This is a genomic window from Amycolatopsis sp. NBC_00348 (assembly GCF_036114655.1).
GTDB lineage: Bacteria > Actinomycetota > Actinomycetes > Mycobacteriales > Pseudonocardiaceae > Amycolatopsis.
This window is the reverse complement of record NZ_CP107994.1, coordinates 6,710,501-6,735,173: the sequence shown is the minus strand read 5'-3', so window position 1 is coordinate 6,735,173 and position 24,673 is coordinate 6,710,501. Positions and strand designations below refer to the sequence as shown.

The following is a 24,673-nucleotide window of genomic DNA, read 5'->3' as shown; positions in this document are numbered from 1 at the left end:
CGGCACGGTGGTCCCCAGTCCACCGAGGGGGAGGAGACACCGATGTGTCAGCAGTGCGAAGACCCGGACAGATCCGGGTACCTGGAACGGCTTCGCGATGGCGTGGCCGACCGGGGCTGGCTCGTGCAGGGCGTGGAAAGCGCCGGGCCGTACCCGCCGTGGGCCTACACGATCGGGCTCAGCGGGTACGGCCTGCCCGAGCTGGTCGCCACCGGGCTTCCGTTGCGGGCGGCGGCAAACCTGCTCAACGACGTGGCGAGCCATACGCTGCACGCGGCGCCACCCGAGCCCGGTGAACGCATCCCGCTGCGCGGCGGCCCGCTGATCGAGGTCGTCCCGCTCGCCGAGCCGTCGGCGCACCTGGTGTTCGCGGTCGCGTTGTACGGCCCGGAAATCCGGGCGCTGCAACTGGTCCACGCGGACGACCGGGGCCGCTGGCCCTGGTCGCCCGACTTCCGCGACGGCCACGGCGGCCAGCCGGTCCTGGGGGTCCGCCATGTCCGCTGACTGCGGGTGCGCGCTGCCGGTCGGCTGCTTCCCGGTCCCCGTGCGGTCCGTCCAGGTACGCCTGCCGCCCGTCCGGGTGCGCGAGCCGACCCCTCTGGTACCCGTGTCGACGTTGCGCTCACGCGTGCCGACGCCCCGATCACGCGTGTCGCGCCTGCGATCACACGTGTCGGCTCTCCGGTCACGGGCGTCCTCGTTGCGAGCGCGGGGAAGTCGCGTGATCGGGCCGGCGGCGCGGGTGCTCGGCCGAGCGTCAGGGCACCGGTGGGGCGTGTCCCTCCACGAGGCTGGTGCCCGGTGCGAGGCGCTGCACCGCGTCCTCCATGTGCGCGTCCAGGAGGGCGAGCGCCGTCTCCTCGTCACCCTCGCGGAGGGCCTGGATGAGCTTCGTGTGCTCGTCCACGCGCTCTTCGACCCGCTGGTAGGTGCCCTGGAGCGCGGTCAGGCACATCCGGGTCTCGATGAGCAGGGTCCGGGCCATCCGGACGAGCCGCTTGCTGCCGGAAGCGTTGATCAGGGCCTCGTGGAACCTCAGGTCCGCCGTCGAAAGCGCGCTCGGGTCGTCGTCGCTCGCGGCGGCCGCCATCTCGACGACGGTCCGCTCGAGGACCTGCGCGATCCGGTCGCGTTCACCGCCGCGGATGGCGCGCAGCATCGCGGCGCGTTCGATCGCGGAGCGGGCGGCGTAGATGTCGTAGACGTCGCCAGGCTCGAGGTCGATCACGAACAGGCCGCGGTGCCGTTCGCTGCGCAACAGCCCTTCGGACACGAGATGCTGCATGGCTTCCCGGAGCGGCCCCCGTGACACCTGGAACCGGGCGGCCAGGTCGGTCTCGCCGAGCTGGGTGCCCGGCGGCAGGGTGCCGGTCATGATCGCGTCACGCAGCTGGCGCGCGATGACGGCGGCCGTCGACTCGCGGCTGACCGGCTCGATCGCGGGGAGCATGCCCGGTGGGAGCGCCATGTCAGGCGCTCCGGTCCGGCACATGCCGGAAGAGTGCGCCGAGGGAGCGGACGAGGCGGTGCCGCCCGGTCAGGCGCAGGCCCTCCCAGACGGTGACCTGGTTGGCGGTCAGCACGGGCTTCTTCAGCGCGGCTTCGAGGGTGTTGATCTCCTGGAGGGTTCGCATCGCGGTGTCCGGCACCAGCACCGCGTCGGCGTCCGGGTGGTCGTGGCGCACGGCGAGCTCGACGACGGCCTCCGGGGGCAGCGCGCCGACCTCGGCCGCGGTGACGATGTCGGCGGCGGCCATCGAGACGACCTCGATGCCGCCGGCCTCGAGGAAGCCCGCGAACAGCCGGGCGATGTCGTCCGGGTAGCTGGCGGCGACGGCGACCCGCTTGACGCCGAGGGAGCGCGCGGCGTGCACGAACGCAAAGGAGGTACTGGAAGCGGGCACGCCGGCGACGGCTCTCAGCCGGTCGATCTGGTCCTGGGCGCCGTCCCAGCCGTAGACGAAGCTGCCGCTGGTGCAGGCCCAGATGACGGCGTCGGGCTCGTGTTTCTTGAGCAGCGCGGCACCGTCGGCGAGGCGGGTCTCGCTGCCGAGGTCCAGCAACTCGGCGACCGCGTGCTTGTCGGTGCCGTAGATGTGCTCGACCGCGAGCCGGATGCCGCCTTCGGCGGCGGCCGTCCCGCCGAGCAGCTGCTCGGCGAGCGGGTAGTCGTCTTCGGCCGCGTGGTCGGGGTAGATGAAGCCGATGGTGGTCACGGAACCTCCGGAGAGACGCAAATTGTCGACAATCCTAGAGGGATGGTCAAGGAAACCCTTCACGACACGTCACGAAGCCACTTCCCGGGGCCCACGATGGGCAGGTTCATGCGGCGCAGGCACGCCCACATGGTCAGCTGGTTGGCCGTGAGCACCGGTTTGCCGAGCGCGGTCTCGAGCGGCTCGATCAGGTCGTAGGTGGGGAGGTTGGTGCAGCTGACGAAGATCGCTTCGGCGTCACCGTGGTCGGCGGCGAGGATGTGCTCGGCGATGGTCCGGTAGCTGACCTTCCAGATCCCGCCGCCCAGCCCGAGGTGGTCGCTCGCGACGGTCTCGACGTTCAGCTCGCCGAGGAAGTCGTGCAGCGCCCGGGTCAGGTCGGCGTCGTACGGCGTGAGCACCGAGATGCGGTGCAGGTCGAGCTGGTGCAGCACTTCGGCCAGCGCGCCCGAGGTGGTGACGGCGTCCGGCGCGCCGGCGTCGCAGATCGCCTTGGTCAGCGAGCGTTCGTAGTCGATGCCGTTGACGAAGCTGCCCGACGTGCAGAGGTAGGCGACGACCTCGGGCTCGACGTGCAGCACGTCCCGGGTGGCGCTGGCCAGGTGGTGACTGTCGCTGACGAGACGCGCCATCTCCATGCTCACCGGCACGGGCTCGTACGGCGTGCGGGCGAGGTGCAGCGACACCTCCATCGGCACCCAGCGCCAGAGCTCGCGCTCGAGAGCGAGGTCGAAGGGCGCGATCACCCCGATGCCGCGCTGCGCCAGCGGGCCTTCGAACGCCAGGAAGTCGAAATCCAAGGCTCAGCCTCCGGAATACGTCTGAACTTGATGACACGTCCGGTGCTCCGGGGGTCGTTCCTCGGATTGTTGACAATCATACGAGCCGCTTTTACCGTGTCAACGTGATCGCCTCGGAAACCCGGGAAACCCCCGTCTTGGCCGTGCTCTGCGGCGAGCACCGCCCACCGGACATGCGTGCAGTCGAATCCAGGGCGGTCGTGCGTTACACGGACGCGGCGGGATTGCCCGAAGCGCTGTCCGGAGCGGACGCGCTGTTCGTCTACGACTTCCTCTCGACGGCCGTGCCGGGCGCCTGGTACGCGGCCGACCGGCTGCGCTGGCTGCACATCGCCAGCGCCGGCGTCGACCCGGTGCTGTTCCCGGGGCTCGTGGAGAGCGACGTCGTCCTGACCAACTCGCGGGGCGTCTTCGACGACGCGATCGCGGAGTACGTCTTGGGCGTCGTGCTCGCCTTCGCCAAGGACTTCGCGCGCTCGCACGACCTGCAGCGCGAGAGCCGCTGGCTGCACCGCGAGAGCGAGCGGATCGCCGGGCGCACGGCGGTGGTCGTCGGCACCGGGCCGATCGGGCGGGCCATCGCGCGGCTGCTGTGCGCGGCCGGGATGCGGGTGAGCGGCGCCGGGCGCCGGGCCCGGACCGGTGACCCCGACTTCGGCGTCGTGCACGACTCCGTGCTGCTCACCGAGTACCTGCCCGAGGCCGACTACGTCGTCGCGGTTGCGCCGCTGACCGAGAACACCAAGGGAATGTTCGACGCGCGCGCGTTCGCCGCGATGAAGCCGTCGGCGCGGTTCGTGAACGTCGGGCGGGGCGAGCTGGTGGTCACGTCCGACCTGGTCGCGGCGCTGACGGATCGTGCCATCGCCGGAGCTGCGCTCGACGTGTTCGACACCGAGCCACTGCCGCCCGAGAGTCCACTGTGGAACATGCCGGACGTGCTGCTCTCACCGCACATGTCCGGGGACTTCATCGGTTGGCGGACCACGCTGGTCGAGGTGTTCGCCGAGAACTTCCGCCGCTGGCGCGCTGGGGAGCCGCTGCGCAACGTCGTCGACAAGACGCTCGGGTACGTGCCGTCGGGGAACCAGGGAGCCGGATGAACGACAGGATGCTGACCGCCAGCGAGCTCGTCGCCGCCTACTCGAGCGGTGAGCTCTCACCGGTCGAGGCGACGCAGAACGCGCTGCAGGCCATCGAGGCCCGGGACGGCGAGTGCAACGCTTACACCCTCGTCGACGCCGACGGGGCGCTGGAACAGGCCAAGGCGTCCGAGATCCGCTGGCGCGACGGCAACCCGATCGGCCTGCTCGACGGCGTGCCGTCCTCGATCAAGGACATGTTCCTGACGCAGGGCTGGCCGACCGTCCGTGGTTCGAAGAGCATCGATCCGAACCAGCCGTGGGACGTCGACAGCCCGGTCGCGGCGCGGATGCGCGAGGCCGGCCTTGTCCTGCTGGGCAAGACGACCACGCCGGAGATCGCCTGGAAGGGCGTCACCGACAGCCCGCTGCAGGGCATCACGCGCAACCCGGCCGACCCGACGAAGACCTCGGGCGGCTCCAGCGGCGGCAGCGCCGCGGCGGTCGCCGCCGGGATGGGTGAGCTGTCCGTCGGCACGGACGGCGGTGGCTCGGTGCGGATCCCGGCGTCGTTCTGCGGGATCGTCGGGCTGAAGCCGACCCACGGCCGGATCGCGCTGTACCCGGCGAGCCCGTTCGGGCCGCTGTCGCACGCCGGCCCGATGGCGCGGTCGGTCGACGACACCGCGCTGCTGATGGACGTGCTGTCGATCCCCGACCACCGTGACCCGGCCGCGCTGGCGCCGCCGGTGACGTCGTTCCGCGAGGCGGTCCGGCGGGACGTGCGCGGCCTGATCGCCGCGTTCTCGCCGACGCTCGGCTACGTCGACGTCGACCCGGAGGTGGCCGCGATCGTCGCGGCGGCCGTGCGCGCGCTCGGCGACGCCGGGCTGCACGTCGAAGAGACCGACCCCGGGTTCGCCGACCCGAAGCCGGCGTTCGACGTGCTGTGGTCCTCCGGCGCGGCGAAGCTGCTCGACAGCTTCCCGCCGGGGTCCGAGGACCGCACCGATCCCGGCCTGCGCAAGGTCTGGGAGCTGGGCAAGACGTGGTCGGCGAGCGACTACCTCGACGCGACCGCCGAGCGCGCCGCGTTGGGCATCCTGATGGGCGAGTTCCACACGCGCTACGACGTGCTGATCACGCCGACCGTCCCGATCCCCGCGTTCGAGGCGGGCCACAACGTGCCGCCGGGCAGCGGGCTGAGCGAGTGGCCGGAGTGGACGCCGTTCACGTACCCGTTCAACATGACCCAGCAGCCCGCGATCAGCGTGCCGGCCGGGAAGACGTCGGCGGGCTTGCCGGTCGGGCTGCAGATCGTCGGGCCGCGGCACTCGGACGACCTCGTGCTGGCCGTCGCGAAGCTGCTGGAGGAAGTGCGGCCGTGGGCGCCCGCCTGACCACGTAAGGGTGAAACCCCGGCCACGGCTGGGAAAGCTGTGCCACTGTCGGCCGGGTGAACGCTCAAGGCTGGCGGTACGAACGAGCTATTCCGACCGTCGACGTCACCGGGGAACCGACGCGGGTGGTCGTCGGGCTGATCGAGCAGGGCGACCGGCTGGCCGCGGGCTTGAGAGTCGGCGACGGCCCGGCCGCGCTGGTCCCACTCGAGACGGGCGGCGAGCTGCTCAAGGCGCTCCGCGAGACGCTCGAGAGCTGGTGGCGCCTGGACGGTCACCGCGACCTGACCCCGGAGCCCCGCGCGGGCCGGTAGCGCGAGCAACGGCCATCGCGACTTGGCCTCGATATCCGCGCCGGACCGGTGGCAACCGTCGTGGCCTGACGTTGATGACGGCGTGGGTGGTAGCGCGAGCGTGACAGCCGTTGTGGCTGGACAGCGCAGTGAGATCTGCGGGGCGGCGGCGCGGGAGCGACAACCCATCGCGGCCCGACACTGATGCGCGGGCCGTCAGCCGATGCCGAGTTCGGTGAATCGGCGGCGTCCCGGTTCGGTGATCCGCAGGGCGCGACCACCGGGTCGGCGACGTACCCAGCCGTCGTCGAGCAACGCTGCGAACAGTGCCGCGCCCAACGCGCCGGCGAGGTGGACGGTGCCGTGCGACCAGTCGAGGCATGCGCGCACGCCGGGGTGTGAGTCCGGCAGTGCGGCGATGCCGAGGGCGGCCAGCAGCGGCTGGTCGAAGGTGCGGACCGTGCCGGATTCGCCCGGGGCCAGGTCGTCGATCACGCCGTCCTTGCGCAGCAGTGCCGCGATGTCGACGCCGAGCTGTCCACCCACGTGGCCGTAGCAGGCCCGGGCCCGCAGCAACGGCCCCGTCGGCGGGTCGGGTTGTAGCCGCTCGGGCAAGCGGGGCGGGGCGAAGGCGGCCAACGCTTCGACGAGCTGCGCGACTTCCGGGCCGGCCAGCCGGTGCAGGCGCTGACGCCCTGCGTAGGTCGCTCGCACCAGTCCCGCGTCGCGGAGCCGTCGCAGGTGCGAGCTCGCGGTGGACGGCGCGATCCCGGCCACGGTCGCCAAGGCCCGGGCGGAGTGCGCGGCGCCGTCCATCAGTTGCAGGAGCATCGCGGCCCGCGCCGGTTCGCCGATCGCCTGGGCGACCGAGGCGATGTCGGGTTCGCCGGGCACGGCGCCGAGCGTAGCCGGGGAACCGTTCGCTCCGGATCGAAGTGTTCTTGTGGCACCCTGCGGCCATGACGAGCGAGTTCGGCACCCCGATCGGCGACCGCTACTTCGCGGACTACGTTCCCGGCGCGACCTACGACTGCGGGAGCGTCGAGGTGACCGAGGCCGAGATCCTGGAGTTCGCCGAGCGGTACGACCCGCAGAGCTTCCACGTCGACCCGGCCGCGGCGGCCGCCGGCCCGTTCGGCGGGCTGATCGCGAGCGGCTGGCACACGGCGAGCCTGATGATGCGGCTCTACGCGGCGCACTACTTGTCCACTGTGGCCAGTCTGGGCAGCCCCGGGGTGGACGAGCTGCGCTGGCCGCGTCCCGTCCGGCCCGGGGCGGTGCTGCGGCTGCGCGCGACCGTGACCGAGGCCCGCGTCTCGCGGTCGAAGCCGGATCGGGGAGTGTTGCGCACGCAGGTCGAGTTCGTCGACGACGGCGGCGACGTGGTGTTCAGCGCGAGCCTGCTGAACCTCCTACTGGTGCGACCGGCGTCCGCCTGACCAGGCCGCGGATCTGCGGGCTGCACAGCACGAGCGCGGTGGTGACGACGACCAGCACCGCGCCGCCGACCAGCGTCGTCTCGCGGCCGGCGTGCTCGGCCAGCGGGCCCGCGCTGATCTGGCCGAGCGGCAGCGCGAGGAACGAGCCGAGCATGTCGTAGGAGTACACGCGGGCGAGCTTCTCCGGCGGGATGTTCTCCTGCAGCGACACGTCCCACGCGACGGAGAACTGCTCGAGCGCGACGCCGCCGAGGAACATCGCGAGCAGCAGCGGCGCCAGGTAGGGCGTCACGCCGAGTGCGATCATCGGGAGCGCGTCCGCCATGACCAGCGCGACGCCGAGGAACAGCATCCGCCGCGGTCGCCAGTGCGCCGCGAGGACGCCGCCGAGCAGCGCCCCGGCCGTCTGGACCGCGAGGGCGAGGCCCCAGCCAGTGCGGCCGAACGTGTCGTCGGCGACCAGTGGGCCGATCACCACGATCGCGCCCGAGTTGACCGCGTTGACCAGCATGAACTGCAGTACCACCAGCCACACCCACGACCGGGAGCGGAATTCGCGCCAGCCCTCGGCGAGTTCGGCGAGCGGCCGGCTGCCGGGGATGCGATCGCCGCTCGGCAGCCGGATGCGGTGGTATGACAGTGCGGCGGCGACGAACAGCAGCGCGTTTCCGGCGAGCGCCCATCCGGAACCGGCGAAGGCGACCAGGACACCGGCGAGACTGGCCCCGGCGATCCGGCCGACGTTCGACAGGAGGCGGAGCAGCGCGTTCGCCTGGGTGAGGAGCGCGCCGGGAACGGTCAACGGCGTGAGCGACGCGGCGGCGGGCAGCGAGATGGCCGAGACGGCGCCGTTGACGAGGCTGAGCCCGACCAGCAGCGGCACGGAGGCGAATCCACAGAGGACACTCGCGGCGATGGTGGCCTGCGTGAGCGCGGCGGCGGTTTCGGTGCCTTGCAGGATCACCGACCGCGGCAACCGGTCGGCGAGCATCCCGCCGAACAGCACGAGCAGGATGTTGGCGATCGATCGAGCCCCGACGACGATCCCGAGGTCCACGGCCGATCCGGTCAGGTCGACCACGGCGAAGGCCAGCGCGAAGGGCGCGACGGCGTTGCCGAAGTCGGCGAAGGTCCGCCCGGTGACGAGCGCCCGGAACCGGTGCTCCCGCAACGGAGCGAGCAACGGCAGGCTCATCGCGTCTCCTTCGCCGTCGTCGGGACGGCGCTCGTCGGGAACTCCTGCGGTGCATGGCCGGCGCCGGCCCGGACGACGTCGCGGCAGGCCGGCGCCGATCGGATTCGTCGCGGGAGGTCCGGCTCGGGAAGGTGCGGCAGACCCGGTTCGGCGCCGATGTCAAGTTCACTGTCCACAGGGACGAAGTTGTCCACAGATTCCCGCACCCCCCGTTTTCGCAGGCAGGCGGCGGTACGCTGGGATCGGGGACGCCCCCCGGGACGGGTGGGGGCTGCTCTTCGGGCCGGCTCGGATCCGGTGGTCACGGTGCTTCTCCCGGCTTCAGCTCGAAGAGCGCCATGCTGACGCTGACACGGACCGTGCCCGGCGTTCTCGGGGCCTGCGCCGCGGTGTGGAGTTCGTGGCTCAGAGCCTTCGCGCGGGCCAGGAGGTCCGACCACACCTCCGGGGCCAGCCACAGGTCCGCGTCCGAGAGTGACGCCGGGCGGCCCGAGGCGCGCGACTCCGCTCGGCGGAGGAGTTCGCTCGCGATCGCCCTCGTCAGCATCTGTTCCTCGACTGGGTCGCGGGACGTGAGGCGCCGGCCGGAGTCGGGGTCGTGGCGGTAGCGCTTGGCGCGGCCGCCGCGGATGCGGACTTCTTCCGCGACCTCCAGCAGGCCCGCGTCGTGCAGGCGGCGGAAGTGGTAGCTGATGTTCGCCTGGGTTTCGCCCAGTTCGCGCGCCGCCTCCGCCGCGCTCATCGCCGTGCCCGTCAGCAGCGAGAGGATCCGCATGCGCAGCGGGTGGGCCAGGACCCGGAGGTCGTCGAGGGACATGCTCCCGAGTTTCGGGGATGCCGGCGCAACTGTCAAAGAGTTATTTGGGGGTTTCGCTCGCCGGGAAGATCGGTGCAGTGGTCCGACGTCTGTGCTGTGCTGGACGCATGCGTACGACGATCTTGGGCCGCAGCGGCCTCGAAGTCTCGAAGATCGCCTTCGGGACGTGGCAGCTCGGCGGTGACTGGGGCGCCTTCGACGAGGACACCGCGATCGCGGCGATCCACCACGCCCGCGCGCTAGGCGTAAACTTCTTCGACACCGCGCAGGCCTACGGTCGCGGCCGGTCCGAAGTGCTGCTGGGGCGGGCGCTGCGAACAGAGCAAGACGTCGTCGTCGCCACCAAGGGCGGCATCAACCCGCGGGCGCAGCGGCCGCGCGACTCGCGGCGCGCGTGGCTCACCCAGGGGCTCGACGAGAGCCTGCGCAACCTCGGGCGTGACCACATCGACGTCTACCAGGTGCACTGGCCCGACCCCGACACCCCGGCGGCCGACGTCGCCGGTCTGCTGCAGGAGTTCGTCGACGCCGGCAAGGTCCGGCACGTCGGCGTCTCCAACTACGACGCCGCGCAGCTGGCCGCGTTCGACGAGACGCGGCCGGTCGAGACGCTCCAGCCGCCGTACCACCTGTTCCGGCGCGGCATCGAGACCGATCCGCTGCCCTACGCCCGCGAGCACGACATCGGCGTGTTCGTCTACAGCCCGCTCGGCAGCGGCCTGCTCACCGGCGCGTTCACCCCGGACAGCACCTTCGAAACCACCGACTGGCGGTCACGTTCATCCGCGTTCCAGGGCGACAACCTGCGCCGCAACCTCAAGATCGTCGACGAACTCCAGGCCTTCGCCGCGCACCGGGACATCACCGTCAGTCAGCTCGCCATCGCCTGGACGCTCGCCCGGCCGGGAGTGCACGCCGCGATCGTCGGGGCGCGCCGGCCGCAGCACATCGAGGCGAGCCTCGCCGCCGCGGACATCACGCTGACGCCGGACGACCTGGCCGAGATCGACCGCATCGCCGCCGGCGCCGTGCAGATCGCCGGTGCCGCGCCGGAAGGCGTCGCCTAGTCCACTGTGGACAGAGTTACTTGACGGCGGCTTCCAGCTCCACCAGCGCCGTGTCGAGGTGCGTGAGGATCCGCTGGAGGTGCGGCACGCTGCGGCGGCACCCCATGATGCCGAAGTCGAGGTTGTCGCCGTTGCTGGTCAGCGTGATGTTCACGGCCTGGCCGTCGAGCAGCACCGACGCCGGGTAGATGCCGTCGAGCTGCGCGCCGTTCCAGTACATCTGCTTGCGCGGGCCGGGCACGTTCGAGATCACCAGGTTGAACGGCGGCCGCGTGTTGTTGACGACGCCGGGGATCGGCGAGACGCCCAACTGCGCCACGTTGATCCCGGACAGCAGCAGCGTCTGCAACGGCGTCAGTTCCGAGAACAGCCGCTTGCCGTTGCGCATCGACTGGTGGATCGCGACGAGCCGCTTGCCGGCGTCCGGCAGGTCGGTGGCCAGGTTGCACAGCAGGGCGCCGATGTTGTTGCCCGTCGCCTCACCCGGGTCGGTCTTGCGGCGCAGCGAAACCGGCACCATCGCGATCATCGGCGCGTCCGGCAGCGCGCGCTGCTCGATGAGGTAGTCCCGCAGCGCGCCCGAGCACATCGCGAGCACGACGTCGTTGCGCGACACCCCGGCCGCGTTGGCCACCTGCCGCACGCGGTCGAGCGACCACGACTGCGCCGCGAACCGGCGCGCGCCGCCGATCGGCACGTTGAACATCGTCCGCGGCGCCTGCCCCGGGAGGGTCACCGTGTGTTCGCTGAACGCTTCCCGCGCGACCTTCACCGCGGCCGGCGCCAGGCTCGCGATCTGGTTGACCGTCTTGCCGGCGCTGTCCAGCAGGGACCGGGGGCGCTTGGTGCGGCCTTCGCCCGGTTTGCGCCGTGTGCCCCACCAGGGCGGGCAGTCCATGTCCGACGGGTCGTCCGACAGCGTGCCCTGCAGGTGGCGCAGCGCCGAGACGCCGTCCATCAGCGCGTGGTGGACCTTGGTGTAGACGGCGAACCGGCCGTCGGCCAGGCCTTCGACGAGGTGGATCTCCCACAGCGGCCGGTGCCGGTCGAGCAGCGTGCTGTGCCAGCGGCTGGTGAGCTCCAGCAGTTCGCGGATCCGGCCCGGCTGCGGCAGCGCGGAGTGCCGGAAGTGGTAGTCGAGCTCGAGGTCGGCGTCGGTCGACCAGGCGACGTGCCCGAGCGTGTTCACCGGGCGGGCGGGGCGGCGGCGGAAGACCGGCCGCATGTTGTCCGAGTCGAGCAGGTTCCGCCGGAGGCCGCTCAGGTAGTCGGGGCCCGCGCCCTCGGGCTTCTTGAACAGCTGCAGGCCGCCGACGTGCATCGGATGCTCGCGCGTCTCCACCAGGAGGAACATCGAGTCGGTCACCGGCATCATCGGCATCGGGCATCACCTTCCGCGCGCGGAGCGTCGCTGCCCCGGTGGGCCGACTCTACGCGTTCGGGTGCCACCGGTGGATCACGTTCTACATTGGCGAGTATGACCGTCCGCGGCGCCGGGGAAACGTCTCTGCCACAGTTCGCCGAAGTCGTCGTGATCGGCGGCGGGGTGATCGGGGTGAGCTGCGCGTTCCGGTTGGCCGAGGCCGGCGTCGACGTCCTGCTGCTGGAGCGCGACGGCCTGGGCGAGGGCTCGACGGCGAAGGCCGCGGGCGGCATCCGGTCGTCGTTCACCAAGCCTGTGAACGTCGAGCTCGGGCTGCGCGGGCTCGCGGAGTACAGCGCTTTCCGGGAGCGGTTCGGCGTCGAGATCGACTTCCGCCGCGACGGCTACCTGTACCTGATCACCGACCCGGCGGACGTGCCCGCAATCGGACATTGTGCGGAGCTGCAGCGCGCGCACGGCGTCCGGAGCTACCTGCTCGACCCCGCGGAAGTGCGGGACGTCCTCCCGCTGATCGAGCCGGACGGCGTCGTCGCGGCGCTCTGGTCGCCGGACGACGCCAAAGCGACGCCGGACGCGGTCGTGCAGGGCTACGCGAGAGCTGCACGCGCGTGCGGCGCGCAGCTCCGGACCGGCGTCGAGGTCACCGGGATCGAACGGGACGGTGACGCTTTGGCGGGCGTCCGCACGACGGCGGGGTTCGTGCGGACCGGCGCCGTCGTGTGCGCGGCGGGTGCGTGGTCGGGGCGGGTCGGCGAGCTGGCCGGGCTGGACCTGCCGGTGCGCCCGTTCCAGCGGCAGGTCGTCTTCACCGGTCCGGTGCCCGGATTGCCGGAGTCGGTGCCGCTGACCATCGAGCTGCCGTCGGCGTTCTACTTCCACCGCGAAGGTGCAGGCCTGGCGATGTCCTATTGCGAGGACGACGGCTTCCCGGGCTTCGGCACCCGCTACGAGGCGGGCGAGTGGCTGCCGCGGCTGGCCGAGCTGGCCGGGCGCCGGATCCCCGCGGTGCTGGACGCCGGCATCCGCACGGCGTGGGCCGGGTTGTACGAGATGACGCCGGACCGCAACCAGATCATCGGGGAAAGCGTCCTTCTGTCGCGGTTCTTCTACGCGACCGGGTTCTCCGGCCACGGCTTCCAGATGGGCCCGGCCACCGGCGAGCTGATCCGGGACCTCTACCTGGGGCGACCGACGTCGGTCGACGTCGCCGAGCTGGACGTCCGCCGGTTCGCGGCGGCCGGTAGCGCACCGGCCGAGCACCACATCGTCTAGGGCCGATTGCCAGATCGTTCAACGATCTGGCAGTATCCGGGCCGTGGCTGTGAGTGGTGCGCGGGAGCTGGCGGACGCTTTGAAGGCGTTGGGCACGGAGATCGCCTTCGGCCTGCCGGGAGTGCACAACCTGCCGTTGTGGGAGGCGTTCGCCGAGGCCGGCATCAAGATCATCGGTGTCCGCCACGAACAGACGGCCGGGTACGCCGCCGACGGTTACGCCCGCGCCACCGGGAAGCTCGGCGTCGCGCTGGTGACCACCGGGCCCGGCGCCGCCAACACGCTCGGCGCCGTCGGCGAGGCCATGGCTTCCGCCGCGCCGGTGCTGATCATCGCCACGGACATCCCCTCGACGCTGCGGCGGCCCGGCGTCGTCCGCGGCGTGCTGCACGAGACGTCGGACCAGCAGGCCATGTTCGCGCCGATCACCAAGGGCGGCTTCACCGTCCGCGCGGCCGACCAGATCGGCACCACCGTGCACCGCGCGGTCCGGCTCGCGCTGCAGCCGCAGAGCGGGCCGGTGTACTTCGGCGTGCCCACTGACTACCTGCGCGAGGCCGTGCCGCACCGGCGGTCGCCCGCGCCGCACCGCAAGCCCGACGGCGACGTCCCCGACCTCGCCCGGGCCGAAGCGCTGCTGTCCGACGCGCAGCGCCCGCTGATCTGGGCCGGGGGCGGCGCCCTGCGCTCGGGCGCGGGCGAGGCCATCGGCGCACTCGCCGAAAAGCTGGCCGCGCCGGTGATCACCACCTTCGCCGCCCGCGGCCTGCTGCCGCTCGACCACCCGTGCCTGGCGCCGAACCCGGTGCACACGCCGGAGGTCGGCGAGCTGTGGGACGAGGCCGACGTCGTGCTCGCCATCGGCACCGACTTCGACGGCCTGATGACGCAGAACTGGCTGATGCCCCAGCCGCCCACGCTCATCGCGATCAACGTCGACGCCGACGACGCCGCCAAGAACTACCCGCCGGACCTGACGCTGGTCGGCGACGCGCGCGCGATCATCGAGCGGCTGCTGCCGAAGCAGCGCGACGGCCTCGACGACATCACGCTGCGGCTGGCCGGCATCGGCCGCCGGGTGCGCCAGCGGATCCGCGACGAGGAGCCGCAGGCCTACGACTTCCTGTCCACTTTGGACGAAGTGCTGCCGATGGACGCCGTGCTGGTGTCCGACATGTGCGTCGCCGGCTACTGGGTCGGCGGCTTCCACCGGGTGCGGGCGCCGCGCAAGCTCGCCTACCCGATGGGCTGGGGCACCCTCGGCTACGGCTTCCCCGCGTCGCTCGGCGCCGCCGCGGCGGGGGTCGGCCGCGCCATCTGCATCACCGGCGACGGCGGTTTCCTCTACGCCTGCGGTGATCTCGCGACGCTCGCGCAGGAACAGCTGCCGGTCACGGTCGTCCTGGTCGACGACGGCGGTTACGGCATGCTGCGTTACGACCAAGAGCAGGAAGGCGTGCCGCGTCGCGGGGTCGACTGGGACAGCCCGGACTTCGTCGGCCTGGCCCGCTCCTTCGGGGTGCACGCCGACCGCGTCTCCGGGTTCGGGCGCGCGTTCCGGCGGCTGCTCGGCGAGTTCGTCGAGTCGGACGAGCCGAACGTGCTGGTGGTGAAGGCCAAGCTGAAGCCGCCGCTGAACACGTCGCCGCGGTGGTACCGGAAGGCCGCCGGATGAAGGTCGGCGGATGAGGATCGGTGTCGACATCGGTGGCACGTTCACCGATCTCTGCGCGGTGGACGGCACCGGGATCGTCGCCGTCGGCAAGGTGCTGACCACGCACGACGAACCGGCCCGCGCGGTCGAGGAAGGCCTGGCCGCCCTCTTCGCCGACGCCGGGATCGCCGCGAGCGACGTCGAGCAGGTCGTGCACGGGACGACGCTGGTGACCAACGCGCTGATCGAGCGCAAGGGTGCGCGCACGGCGCTGCTCGCGACCGCCGGGTTCCGCGACGTCCTCGAAATGCGGCGCGAGCACCGGTACGAGCTGTACGACCTGCTCATCGAACTGCCCGAGCCGCTGGTCCCGCGGCACCTGCGCTTCGACGTCCCGGAACGGATCCTCGCCGACGGGTCCGTCCACGTCGGACTCGACGAGGCGTACGTCGCGCGGCTCGGCCGCGAGCTGGCCGCCCGCGGGATCGACGCCGTCGCGATCTGCTTCCTGCACGCGTTCACCAACCCGGCCCACGAGCGGCGCGCGGCCGAGGTCCTCGCCGACGTCGCGCCCGGCCTGCGGGTCGCGCTGTCGTCGGAGGTCGTGCCCGAGATCCGCGAGTTCGAGCGCGCGTCGACCACGGTCGCGAACGTCTACGTCCAGGACCTCACCGAACGGTACCTGCGCGATCTCGAACACCGGCTGCGCCGGCTCGGCGTCGCCGGCGCGCCGCACATCATGCTGTCCAACGGCGGTCTGGCCACTGTGGACACCGCGGCCCGGTACCCGATCCGGATCCTCGAGTCCGGCCCGGCCGGCGGCGCGATCGCCGCCGCGTCGATCGGCCCGGCGGACCTGCTGGCTTTCGACATGGGCGGCACGACGGCGAAACTCTGCTTGATCGCCGGCGGCGCGCCGCTGGTGACGCACCAGTTCGAAGTGGACCGGAAGTACCGGCTGCTGCCCGGGTCCGGGCTGCCGGTGCAGGTGCCGGTCATCGACATGATCGAGATCGGCGTCGGCGGCGGGTCGATCGCCCGGATCGACGCGCTGGGGCTGCTGACCGTCGGCCCCGATTCGGCCGGGTCCGAACCCGGCCCGGCCTGCTACGGCCGCGGCGGCACCGAACCCACGGTCACCGACGCCGACCTGGTGCTCGGCTACCTCGACCCGGATTACTTCCTGGGTGGCGGGATGACGCTCGACGCGCCGGCTGCGCGTGCAGCGATAGGCCGCATTGCCGAAAAGCTGGGCGTGAGCGTCGAAGAAGCCGCGTGGGGCATCCACACGAGCGTCAACGAGGACATGGCGAACGCCGCGCGCGTGCACGCCGTCGAACGCGGGCAGGATCCCGCGAAGCTGCCGATGTACACCTTCGGCGGCGCGGGCCCGGTGCACGGCGTCGGGGTCGCCCGCGCGCTCGGGGCGCCGTCGATCGTCGCGCCGCCGGCCGCGGGGGTGCTCAGCGCGGCCGGGTTCCTGACCGCGCCGCTGGCGTTCGACTTCGTCCGGTCGGCCCGCGCGGCCGTGCTCGACCTGTCGTGGGACCAGGTCGACGCGCTGTTCGCCGAGATGGAGGCCGAGGGCGCGGCGCTGCTCGCGAAGTCCGGTGTGGACGGTGTGACGCACCGGCGGATCGCCGAAATGCGGTATGCCGGACAGGGTTACGAGATCCGCGTGCCGGTCCACGGCGGCAGCTGGCCCGACACCCTGATCGACGAGTTCACGCGCACCTACCGCGCGCTCTACCGGCGCTCCGGGCCCGACGTCGGCGTCGAGGTGCTGAACTGGCGGGTCGTCTCCAGCGGTCCGGCCCCGGACGTCAGCCTCCGGCTGGCCTCGGCCGAGTCCGCGGGAGATGCGCACAAGGGCAGCCGGGAGGCCTACTTTCCTTCGGCAGGTGGATTTGTCGACACGATCGTCTTCGATCGGTACCGGCTCGAGCCCGGTGACCGTGTCGATGGTCCGGCCATCGTGGAGGAGCGCGAGTCCACTGTGGTCGTCCCGCCCGGTGCCTGCTGCGTCGTCCGAGGTGACGCGGGGCTGGAGGTGACAGTGTGACGGTCGATCCCATCGTCGTCGGGCTGTTCGCCAACCGGCTGCACTCGATCCTCGCCGAACAGCAGAACGCGCTGGTCAACACGGCCTTCTCCGCCGTCGTCCGTGAATCGCTCGACCTGGCGTGCGCGGTGTTCGACTCCCGCGGCGAGATGATCGGCCAGTCCGTCGGCGGCACGCCCGGGCACATCAACGCGATGGCCACCGGCATGCACCACTTCGTCGCCGCGTACCCGCCGGAGCAGCTCGAACCCGGCGATGTGCTGCTCACCAACGACCCGTGGCAGACCGCCGGGCAGATCAACGACATCACCGTCGCGACGCCGGTGTTCCGGGCCGGCCGGCTGGTCGCGTGGTTCGCGTCGTGCTGCCACGCGCCCGACATCGGCGGCCGGCTGGTGTCGGCCGAGGCGCACGAGGTCTTCGAGGAAGGCCTGCGGCTGCCGATCCTCAAGTTCCTGCGCGCGGGCGAGGTCAACACCGACCTGGAACGGCTGATCCGCGTCAACGTCCGCACGCCGGAGGAGACCGTCGGCGACCTGTACGCGCAGGTCACCGGCAACGAGGTCGGGGCCGCGAGCCTGGTCCGGCTGCTGGACGAGTTCGGGCTCGACACGCTCGACGACGTCGCCGCCGAGATCATGAACCGCTCCGAGAAGGCCCTGCGGGACGCGCTGCGGGAGCTGCCGGACGGGACTTACACCAACGAAATCGTCACCGACGGCTTCGACGACGAAGAGATCGTCCTGCGTGTCACGGCCACTGTGGACGGTGACGAGATCCACCTCGACTTCGCGGGCTCGTCGCCGCAGAGCCGGCGCGGGATCAACGTCGTGCTGAACTACACCCGGGCGTACGCGTCGTTCGCGGTCAAGGCGGCGATCGCGCCGGAGGTGCCGCACAACGCCGGCTCGTTCCGGCCGGTGCACGTGACCGCGCCCGAGGGTTCGGTGCTGAACTGCCTGCCGCCGGCGCCGGTCGCGTCGCGGCACCTGATCGGGCACTTCCTGCCGTCGCTGCTGATCGGCGCGCTGCCCGGCGCGGCGATCGCGCCGAGCGCGGACGCGCTGTGGATGACCATCTGGCGCGGCCCCGGGTTCATGCTCAACGTCTTCCAGACCGGTGGCATGGGCGCGCGGGCGGCCAAGGACGGCCTGAACACCACCGGCTTCCCGAGCGGCCTGCGCTCGACGCCGACCGAGGTCATCGAGACCATGGCGCCGCTCGTGCAACGCTCCCGGGAACTGCGCGTGGACTCCGGCGGAGCGGGACGCCGGCGCGGCGGCCTCGGACAGGTGACCACGATGGTGGCACGTGACGTGGATTCGTGGAGCGTCAACGGGAACGTCGACCGCGTGCGCGCGGCGGCGTCCGGTGTGGACGGTGGTGGCGCGGGCTCACCCGGACGGTTCGGCTTGCGCGGCGGAGCCGACCTGCCGGCGAAGAGCCGCGTTACCCTCGCCGCGGAGTCCGTTGTGGACGTGACGCTCCCCGGCGGTGGCGGTTACGGGCCGCCGCGCGAACGGCCGGTGGCGACCGTGCTCATGGACGTCGTCGAGGGGTACGTCTCGGCGGAAGCGGCGCGCGAGGTGTACGGCGTCGAAGTGCGGTACCTCGGGAACGCGGACACACTCGTCCGGCTGCCCGAGGACTACGTGGTGGACGAAGAGCAGACAGCACGACTGAGAGCGGGTAAGTGATGGGTCGGTTGGCCGGCAAGGTGGCGGTCGTCTTCGGCGGCGCGCGGGGTATCGGCCTCGCCACGGTGAAGGAGTTCCTCGCCGAGGGCGCGACGGTGTTCGCGTCGGACATCCGCGAGCCCGCCGAGCCGCCGGCGGGTTATCGGCACTCCATAGTGGACGCCACCGACGAGGACCAGGTCGGCGCGTTCGTCGACGGCGTCATCGCCGAGACCGGCCGGATCGACGTGCTGTTCAACAACGTCGGCATCCACCTCGGCAAGCCGCTCGTCGACACGACGCTGGCCGACTTCGACCACATCTTCGCGCTCAACGTGCGCGCGGCGTTCCTCGGCACCCGCGCCGTGCTGCCGCACATGCTCGAGCGCAAGGCGGGCAGCATCGTCACGACGTCGTCGAACGGCGGCGTGATGGGCCGCCCGGGCGACCCGGTGTACAACGCCACCAAGCACGCGCTGGTCGGGCTGACCAAGTCGATCGCCGTCGCCCACGCGCACCAGGGCATCCGCGCCAACACGGTGAACCCGGGCGCGATCGACACCGACATGCTGCGCGGCACGCTCGCGTCGGCGGAGGAGTTCGAAGCCAAGCAGCACCAGCTCGTCGCGAGCACCCCGGCGGCCCGCGTCGGCGAGGCGTGGGAGGTCGCGAAGGCCGTGGTGTTCCTGGCCAGCGACGAGTCGCGGTTCGTCAACGGCGTCGTGCTGCCGATCGACGGTGCGAAGGCCGCGGGGGCGATGCCGGGCCACCGATACAGCCTCGACTTCGAACTCGGCGTCAGGTAGCGGAGTTCCGATGTCCACTGTGGACGCATCGGGGCTGGAGCACGAGCGGCACCTGCTCGCGCGCAGCGGCACGGCCGAGCGGGTCGCCGCGATCCTGCGCCAGTACATCACGGACGGCGTCTTCGCCCCCGGTGAACGGCTTTCCGAGCCGGTGATCAGCTCGGCGCTGGGCGTCTCGCGCAACACGCTGCGCGAGTCGTTCCAGCTGCTGGCCCACGAACGGCTGGCCGTGCACGAGCTGAACCGCGGCGTGTTCGTGCGCGAACTGACCACAGAGGACATCGAAGACCTCTACGTCGTGCGCCGGGCCACCGAATGCGGTGCCCTGCGCCGCGCGGCCGAGCGATCCACTGTGGACCTGACGGCGGCCGAGGGCGCGTTGCGGAGCGGCCGCGCGGCGGCGGCGGCCGAGGACTGGCCGGCGGTCGGCACCGCGAGCATCCACTTCCACCAGGCGCTGGCCGACCTCGCCGGCAGCGAGCGGATCTCCGCCACGATGCGCCAGGTGCTCGCCGAGACCCGGTTGTTCTTCGTGCTCAACGAGAACACCCGCGAGTTCTACGAGCCGTTCCTCGACTGCCACGAGCAGATCCTGGAAGACCTGCGGTGCGGCCGGTTCGACGTCGCGGAGGCCGCTTTGGACCGTTACCTCCGCGACGCCGAAGCCTGGCTCATCGACCTCAGCAGGTGACCGTGGCGTTCGCCCAGTCGGCGTGGTCGTTGGTGTTGCCGTCGCCGCCGTCGGTCACCGACAGCTCCAGCACCTGGACGCCGGAGAGCTGCGCGGTCAGTGGCTGAGCCTTGTCTCCGGGGTGCATGACGCCGGTGGCGGCCAGCTCCTTGCCGTCCCCGAGGAGGCGGAACCCGGCGCTGCCACCGGAGTTCTCGTCGTCCAGCCCGACCAGCGTGCTGACCGACGTGCAGCCCGCGCCGACGTAGATCCGCACGCTCGACGGCGCGTGGGCGCCGATCCCGTCGTCGTAGCCGGTGCCGGCGATGGTGATCTTGTGGCCGTCGCCCGCTTGGGCCTCGCCGTTGCTCGTGCCGCGTTCGACCGGGCCCCAGCCGTTGTCCGACGACATCCACGGTGCCTTCGACAACGCCGTCGTCCCCGCCGCCGGCCGCGAGACGAGCGGCGACGTGCCTTCCGACGTCAGGTCGCGCTTGCCCCACAGGGTCAGGTAGCTCGCCTTCGCGGTGAGCGTGACGTGGTCGCCGGCCGGAGCCACCGGCTTGAAGGTGACCTGCTTCTGCCAGGACTTGCCCGGCAGGACGACCGGCACCGTGAACGATCCGGGCCCGTCCAGCTTCCAGCCCGCGGGCGCCGTGACGCTGGTGCGGACGTCCGCGATCGGCGTGCTGCCGTCGTTGGTCACCTTCAGCGTCGTGGTCAGCGGCCGGTCGGCGGGCACGTAGTCCGGGCTCGGCAGGGCCAGCGTCGTCAGCGGCGCGGCCGCCGGGTGGGTGGCGGGCCAGACGCGGAACACGGCCGAGCCATGGGAGGGGACGGCTGCGCGGAGAGTGCCCGCGGTCTCGGTTTCGGTGCCGCTCCAGAGGTCGCGGACGCGGTAGCCGCGCGCCTTGAGGCCGAGGTCCTTCGCCGTCGTGCTCATCGACGCCGTCGCGGAACCGCGGTTGAACAGCACCACCGCGGCCGAGCCGTCGGACATCGGCTTGGCCCAGACCTCGGTGTCGCCGTCGTCGCGGATCTTGTGGCCCTGGGTGCCCGCCCAGTCCTGGTCGAGCGCGATGACGTCCTTGTTCTCCAGGATCTTCTTGTTCGCGGGCGACATCGCGGGCAGGTCGTTCCCGGCCAGCAGCGGTGCGTTCAGCAACGCCCAGAGCGAGAAGTGCGAGCGGTACTCGGCGTCGGTCATGCCGCCGTTGCCGACCTCGAGCATGTCCGGGTCGTTCCAGCCGCCGGGACCGGCGTACTTCTCCAGGCCGACCTGCTGGTCGAGGATGCCGGTCATGCTGCCCCAGTTGTCGCTGATGTCGCCGGTGGTGCGCCACAGCTGCGCGCCGGCGTCGCGGCCCCAGGTCCACGGGTCGTTCTCGCCCCATTCGCAGAGCGCGTAGACCATCGGGTGACCGGTTTTCTTGATCGCTTCGCCCATCTTCGTGTAGCGCTCGATCGCGTCGCGGCCCTCGTTGTTGCAGTTGTCGTACTTGAGGTAGTCGACGCCCCAGTCGGCGAACGACTGCGCGTCCGCGTCCTCGTGGTCGAGGGCACCCGGCATGGTCTTCTGGCAGGTCAGCGTGCCGGCGCTGGTGTAGATGCCGAGCTTGAGGCCGAGCCCGTGGACGTAGTCGGCGAGCGCCTTGATGCCGTGCGGGAACTTCTCGTGGTTCGGCTCGAGCTTGCCGTCGGCCGTGCGGTTCTGTTCGGCCCAGCAGTCGTCGATGTTGACGTACTGGTAGCCCGCGTCCTTCATGCCGGACGACACGAGCGCGTCGGCGGCCCCGCGGATCAGGTCCTCGTTGATGGCGCAGCCGAACTTGTTCCAGCTGTTCCAGCCCATCGGCGGACGGTCGCCGACGCGCTGGGCGGCGAAGTACTGGGGCTCCGCGGCCGCGGCTTGGGTGACCGTGACCAGCGTGGCGCAGACGGCCAGCGCGGCCGCCATTCCAACAAGACGACGCATCGTTCCCTCCCGGAGTGCGCAACTCTGCACAGACTCGCTCAACAATCAACACGATGGGAGTGATCGCCGTCTAGGTCCGTTGGTAGGAAATCCCTTTTCCGGGTGCGCGAGGTACAAAGGGGCGGACGCCGAGCCCGACGAGGAGCCGTTGATGCCCCCTGCCCCTGACGGATTCCGGCCGCTGGACGGGATCAAGGTCGTCGACCTCTCCCGCATCCTCGCCGGGCCGTACTGCACGCAGCACCTCGGCGAGATGGGCGCCGACGTGGTGAAGGTCGAGCCGCCGGGCCACGGCGACGACACCCGCGGCTGGGGCCCGCCGTTCGTCGGCGACGAGGCCGTCTACTACCTCGCGGCGAACCGGAACAAGCGCGGGATCGTCCTCGACCTCAAGAGCGACCGCGGGCGGGACGCGCTGCGCCGGCTGGTCGCCGACGCCGACGTGCTCGTCGAGAACTTCCGCCCGGGGACGCTGGAGAAGTGGGGGATCGGCTACGCCGCGTTGTCCGCGGTGAACCCGCGGCTGATCCACGTGTCGATCACCGGGTTCGGGCAGACCGGGCCGTATCGCGACCGCGCGGGTTACGACCTGGTCGCGCAGGCCCTCGGCGGCGTCATGTCGCTGACCGGCGAACCCGGCGGCGCGCCGGCGAAGGTCGGGCTGCCGGTGGCCGACCTCAACGCCGGGACGTGGGCGATCATCGGGGTGCTGATGGCGCTGCAGGCCCGTCACACCACCGGCCGCGGCCAGTACCTCGACGTGTCCCTTTTGGACAGTCAGCTGGCCTGGCACATCTACGCGGCGGGCGCGGTGTTCTACGACGCGCCACGCCCGCGCCGGATGGGCTCGGCGCACCCGAGCATCGTCCCGTACCAGGCGTACCCCGTGTCCGACGGCTGGCTGATCATCGCGGTGGGCAGCGAAAAGCTGTGGCACGCGTTCTGCGGTGTGCTCGGCTTGGACATCGCCGCGGACCCGCGGTTCTCGTCGAACGCCGCGCGCGCGGCGCACCGGGATCCGTTGAACGCGCTGCTGGAGCCGGTGCTCCTGACCCGCGCGGCGGCGGACTGGCTGAAGGCGTTCGACGAGGCGGGCATCCCGGCGGCCCCGATCAACGAGCTCGACGACGTCTACGCGGACCCCTGGACAGCCGCACGCGACCAGGTGGTGCGGCTGCCGCACCCGACGGTGGGCACGTACGTGGGCAACGGGTTCCCCGTGAAGGCGTCGGACACCCCCGCGCGGCCGACGTCCGCACCGCCGACGTTGGGCCAGCACACCGCGGAGGTGCTGGCGGAGCTGGGTTATTCGGAGGCGGAGATCGCGGAGTTCCTGGAGTGAGGGGTCAGCCCGTGCCGGGCGGCGTCGTTGTTGCAGGTTGTGGTGCCGTTCCGGCCACGTCCAGCCGCCGAACTGTGCACGATGGAGTGTTCGCGTCGATTGCTTCGCCCTGGTAAGGATGGGGGCGGGACCTGAGGAGGACCGATGTCAGCACAACCGAAACACGCCCTCTGGCACCCGTTTGCCGATATGGGGGCCGTCGACGGGGATCGGATGGTCATCACCCGCGGCGAGGGCTCCTACGTCTGGGACGACGCCGGGCGGCGGTACTTCGACGCCACCGCGTCGCTCTGGTACGCCAACTTCGGGCACGGGCGGCCGGAGATCACCGAGGCCGTCGGCAAGCAGCTGCGGGCGCTCGACTCGTACAACCTGTTCGGCTACAACGCGAACGAGCCGGCGATCGAGCTGGCCGACCGCGTCGCCGAGCTGGCGCCGACCCCCGGCTCGAAGGTGTTCTTCGGCTCGGGCGGCGGGGACGTCATCGACACCGCCGTGAAGCTCGCGCGCGCCTACTTCGCGCAGACCGGGCGGCCGGAGAAGGTGCACGTCATCGGCCGGACGCAGGGCTACCACGGCACGCACGGGTTCGGCACGGCCGTCGGCGGCATCCCGGCCAACGCGGCCGGCGTGGGCCCGCAGCCGCCGGAGTTCTCGCACGTTCCGTTCGACGACGCCGGCGCGCTCGAGGCCGAGATCCAGCGGGTGGGCGCGTCGCGGGTGGCGGCCTTCTTCTGCGAGCCGGTGATCGGCGCGGGCGGCGTGCTGCTGCCGCCGGAGGGGTACATCGAGGCCGTCGCGGAGATCTGCCGCCGCCACGACGTGCTGTTCGTCGCGGACTGCGTCATCGCCGCGTGGGGCCGGCTCGGTACGTGGTTCGGCATCGACCGGTGGTCGGTGCAACCCGACATGATCACGACGGCGAAGGGCATCACCGGCGGGACCATCCCGCTCGGCGCGCTGATCGTGGCGCCGCGCGTGGCGGAACCGTTCTTCACCGGCGCGCCCGGCGCCCCGATCTTCCGCCACGGCGCGACGTACGCCGGACACCCCGTCGCCTGCGCGGCCGGCCTGGCCACGCTGGACATCTACGAGCGCGACGGCCTGATCCCGCGCGGCCGCGAACTCGAGAAGCCACTCGCCGACGCCGTGTCGGGTGTCAGCGACCACCCGCTGGTGAAGGAGGTCCGCGCCGGGTTGGGCTTCCTCGCCGCGGTGGAGCTGACGGGCGACGTCATGGACGCCGACCCGGGCGCCCCGGTCAAGCTGCAGCGCGCCTGCCGGGACGAGGGCGTGATCGTGCGCAACCTCGGCCGCGGGATCGCCGTGTCACCGCCGCTGATCGCGGCGGAACCGGAGCTGGACCTGCTGGCCACGGCGCTGCCGAAGGCCCTGGACCGCCTGCGCTGACGCTGTCGAGCGGCGCATCCAAGGCCTCCGACGCCCTGGATGCGCCCGCTCACGGTGGTGCGGGCCTGCCGCTGGCCCTCGGCTCGCCGGTCGCGATCGCGCGGGCGGAC

The 24,673-nt window shown here is 71.6% G+C and carries 22 protein-coding genes; 14 read left to right on the top strand and 8 right to left on the bottom strand.

Annotated features, from left to right (window positions below):
* Positions 1-42 precede the first annotated feature (42 nt).
* A complete protein-coding gene (locus OHS58_RS29330) occupies positions 43-507 on the top strand; it encodes a DUF4262 domain-containing protein (RefSeq protein ID WP_328644696.1) in 465 nt (154 codons plus the stop codon).
* Between the two features lie 253 nt (positions 508-760).
* Here OHS58_RS29330 and OHS58_RS29325 read toward each other — a convergent pair whose 3' ends face one another.
* From OHS58_RS29325 to OHS58_RS29315, 3 genes are read right to left on the bottom strand one after another with little or no spacing between them, the layout of a single operon-like run.
* Positions 761-1,471 (bottom strand): GntR family transcriptional regulator, encoded by a 711-nt coding sequence (locus OHS58_RS29325; protein WP_328644695.1) that lies wholly within the window; start codon positions 1,469-1,471, stop codon positions 761-763.
* Between the two features lies 1 nt (position 1,472).
* Positions 1,473-2,219, bottom strand: a complete 747-nt coding sequence (locus tag OHS58_RS29320; RefSeq protein ID WP_328644694.1) for a maleate cis-trans isomerase family protein — start codon at positions 2,217-2,219, stop codon at positions 1,473-1,475.
* 59 nt (positions 2,220-2,278) lie between these two features.
* Positions 2,279-3,019, bottom strand: coding sequence for a maleate cis-trans isomerase family protein (locus OHS58_RS29315; protein WP_328644693.1), 741 nt, complete (start codon positions 3,017-3,019; stop codon positions 2,279-2,281).
* Positions 3,020-3,123: 104 nt separating this feature from the next.
* On the opposite strand from OHS58_RS29315, the gene OHS58_RS29310 reads away from it, so the two are divergent.
* The 3 genes from OHS58_RS29310 to OHS58_RS29300 are packed head-to-tail and all read left to right on the top strand — an operon-like array spanning position 3,124 to position 5,815.
* Positions 3,124-4,122 carry a D-2-hydroxyacid dehydrogenase gene (locus tag OHS58_RS29310; RefSeq protein WP_328644692.1) on the top strand — a complete coding sequence of 333 codons (999 nt, stop codon included), beginning with the start codon at positions 3,124-3,126 and terminating at the stop codon, positions 4,120-4,122.
* Positions 4,119-5,501: an amidase gene (locus OHS58_RS29305; RefSeq protein ID WP_328644691.1), complete on the top strand. Its 1,383-nt coding sequence runs from the start codon at positions 4,119-4,121 to the stop codon at positions 5,499-5,501. Before OHS58_RS29310 ends, OHS58_RS29305 begins: the two co-directional genes overlap by 4 nt.
* A 56-nt stretch (positions 5,502-5,557) precedes the next feature.
* Positions 5,558-5,815 (top strand): hypothetical protein, encoded by a 258-nt coding sequence (locus OHS58_RS29300; RefSeq protein ID WP_326944188.1) that lies wholly within the window; start codon positions 5,558-5,560, stop codon positions 5,813-5,815.
* A 195-nt stretch (positions 5,816-6,010) separates the two neighbouring features.
* Here OHS58_RS29300 and OHS58_RS29295 read toward each other — a convergent pair whose 3' ends face one another.
* Entirely contained in the window at positions 6,011-6,688 is a 678-nt protein-coding gene (locus OHS58_RS29295; protein WP_328644690.1) for an ArsR/SmtB family transcription factor, read from the bottom strand.
* 65 nt (positions 6,689-6,753) lie between these two features.
* On the opposite strand from OHS58_RS29295, the gene OHS58_RS29290 reads away from it, so the two are divergent.
* Positions 6,754-7,233, top strand: coding sequence for a MaoC family dehydratase (locus OHS58_RS29290; protein WP_328644689.1), 480 nt, complete (start codon positions 6,754-6,756; stop codon positions 7,231-7,233).
* On the opposite strand, the gene OHS58_RS29285 is transcribed toward OHS58_RS29290, so the two are convergent.
* Both OHS58_RS29285 and OHS58_RS29280 read right to left on the bottom strand, forming a co-directional pair.
* A complete protein-coding gene (locus OHS58_RS29285) occupies positions 7,184-8,428 on the bottom strand; it encodes an MFS transporter (protein WP_328644688.1) in 1,245 nt (414 codons plus the stop codon). The two genes, OHS58_RS29290 and OHS58_RS29285, sit on opposite strands and share 50 nt — an antisense overlap.
* Before the next feature lie 301 nt (positions 8,429-8,729).
* Positions 8,730-9,245, bottom strand: coding sequence for an ArsR/SmtB family transcription factor (locus tag OHS58_RS29280; RefSeq protein WP_326958108.1), 516 nt, complete (start codon positions 9,243-9,245; stop codon positions 8,730-8,732).
* A 107-nt stretch (positions 9,246-9,352) separates the two neighbouring features.
* On the opposite strand from OHS58_RS29280, the gene OHS58_RS29275 reads away from it, so the two are divergent.
* Positions 9,353-10,312 carry an aldo/keto reductase gene (locus OHS58_RS29275; protein WP_328644687.1) on the top strand — a complete coding sequence of 320 codons (960 nt, stop codon included), beginning with the start codon at positions 9,353-9,355 and terminating at the stop codon, positions 10,310-10,312.
* Positions 10,313-10,328: 16 nt separating this feature from the next.
* Here the strand turns inward: OHS58_RS29275 and OHS58_RS29270 are convergent, their stop codons facing one another.
* Positions 10,329-11,693 carry a WS/DGAT/MGAT family O-acyltransferase gene (locus tag OHS58_RS29270; RefSeq protein ID WP_247057256.1) on the bottom strand — a complete coding sequence of 455 codons (1,365 nt, stop codon included), beginning with the start codon at positions 11,691-11,693 and terminating at the stop codon, positions 10,329-10,331.
* Positions 11,694-11,789: 96 nt separating this feature from the next.
* On the opposite strand from OHS58_RS29270, the gene OHS58_RS29265 reads away from it, so the two are divergent.
* From OHS58_RS29265 to OHS58_RS29240, 6 genes are read left to right on the top strand one after another with little or no spacing between them, the layout of a single operon-like run.
* Positions 11,790-12,968 carry an NAD(P)/FAD-dependent oxidoreductase gene (locus OHS58_RS29265; protein ID WP_328644686.1) on the top strand — a complete coding sequence of 393 codons (1,179 nt, stop codon included), beginning with the start codon at positions 11,790-11,792 and terminating at the stop codon, positions 12,966-12,968.
* A gap of 43 nt (positions 12,969-13,011) precedes the next feature.
* On the top strand, positions 13,012-14,643 hold the full coding sequence (locus tag OHS58_RS29260; protein WP_326944181.1) for a thiamine pyrophosphate-binding protein: 1,632 nt from the start codon (positions 13,012-13,014) through the stop codon (positions 14,641-14,643).
* A gap of 10 nt (positions 14,644-14,653) precedes the next feature.
* The gene (locus tag OHS58_RS29255; protein ID WP_328644685.1) at positions 14,654-16,684 is read left to right on the top strand and encodes a hydantoinase/oxoprolinase family protein; all 2,031 of its coding nucleotides are present in this window, start codon (positions 14,654-14,656) and stop codon (positions 16,682-16,684) included.
* Positions 16,681-18,381: a hydantoinase B/oxoprolinase family protein gene (locus OHS58_RS29250; protein ID WP_328644684.1), complete on the top strand. Its 1,701-nt coding sequence runs from the start codon at positions 16,681-16,683 to the stop codon at positions 18,379-18,381. Before OHS58_RS29255 ends, OHS58_RS29250 begins: the two co-directional genes overlap by 4 nt.
* The gene (locus tag OHS58_RS29245; protein ID WP_328644683.1) at positions 18,381-19,166 is read left to right on the top strand and encodes an SDR family NAD(P)-dependent oxidoreductase; all 786 of its coding nucleotides are present in this window, start codon (positions 18,381-18,383) and stop codon (positions 19,164-19,166) included. Before OHS58_RS29250 ends, OHS58_RS29245 begins: the two co-directional genes overlap by 1 nt.
* A gap of 10 nt (positions 19,167-19,176) precedes the next feature.
* Positions 19,177-19,857: a GntR family transcriptional regulator gene (locus tag OHS58_RS29240; protein ID WP_326944177.1), complete on the top strand. Its 681-nt coding sequence runs from the start codon at positions 19,177-19,179 to the stop codon at positions 19,855-19,857.
* Here the strand turns inward: OHS58_RS29240 and OHS58_RS29235 are convergent.
* Positions 19,847-21,811 (bottom strand): NPCBM/NEW2 domain-containing protein, encoded by a 1,965-nt coding sequence (locus tag OHS58_RS29235; protein WP_442875476.1) that lies wholly within the window; start codon positions 21,809-21,811, stop codon positions 19,847-19,849. The genes OHS58_RS29240 and OHS58_RS29235 overlap by 11 nt on opposite strands.
* A 151-nt stretch (positions 21,812-21,962) precedes the next feature.
* On the opposite strand from OHS58_RS29235, the gene OHS58_RS29230 reads away from it, so the two are divergent.
* Positions 21,963-23,153: a CaiB/BaiF CoA transferase family protein gene (locus OHS58_RS29230; protein ID WP_326944176.1), complete on the top strand. Its 1,191-nt coding sequence runs from the start codon at positions 21,963-21,965 to the stop codon at positions 23,151-23,153.
* Positions 23,154-23,297: 144 nt separating this feature from the next.
* Positions 23,298-24,563: an aminotransferase family protein gene (locus OHS58_RS29225; protein ID WP_328644682.1), complete on the top strand. Its 1,266-nt coding sequence runs from the start codon at positions 23,298-23,300 to the stop codon at positions 24,561-24,563.
* Positions 24,564-24,673: the final 110 nt, after the last annotated feature.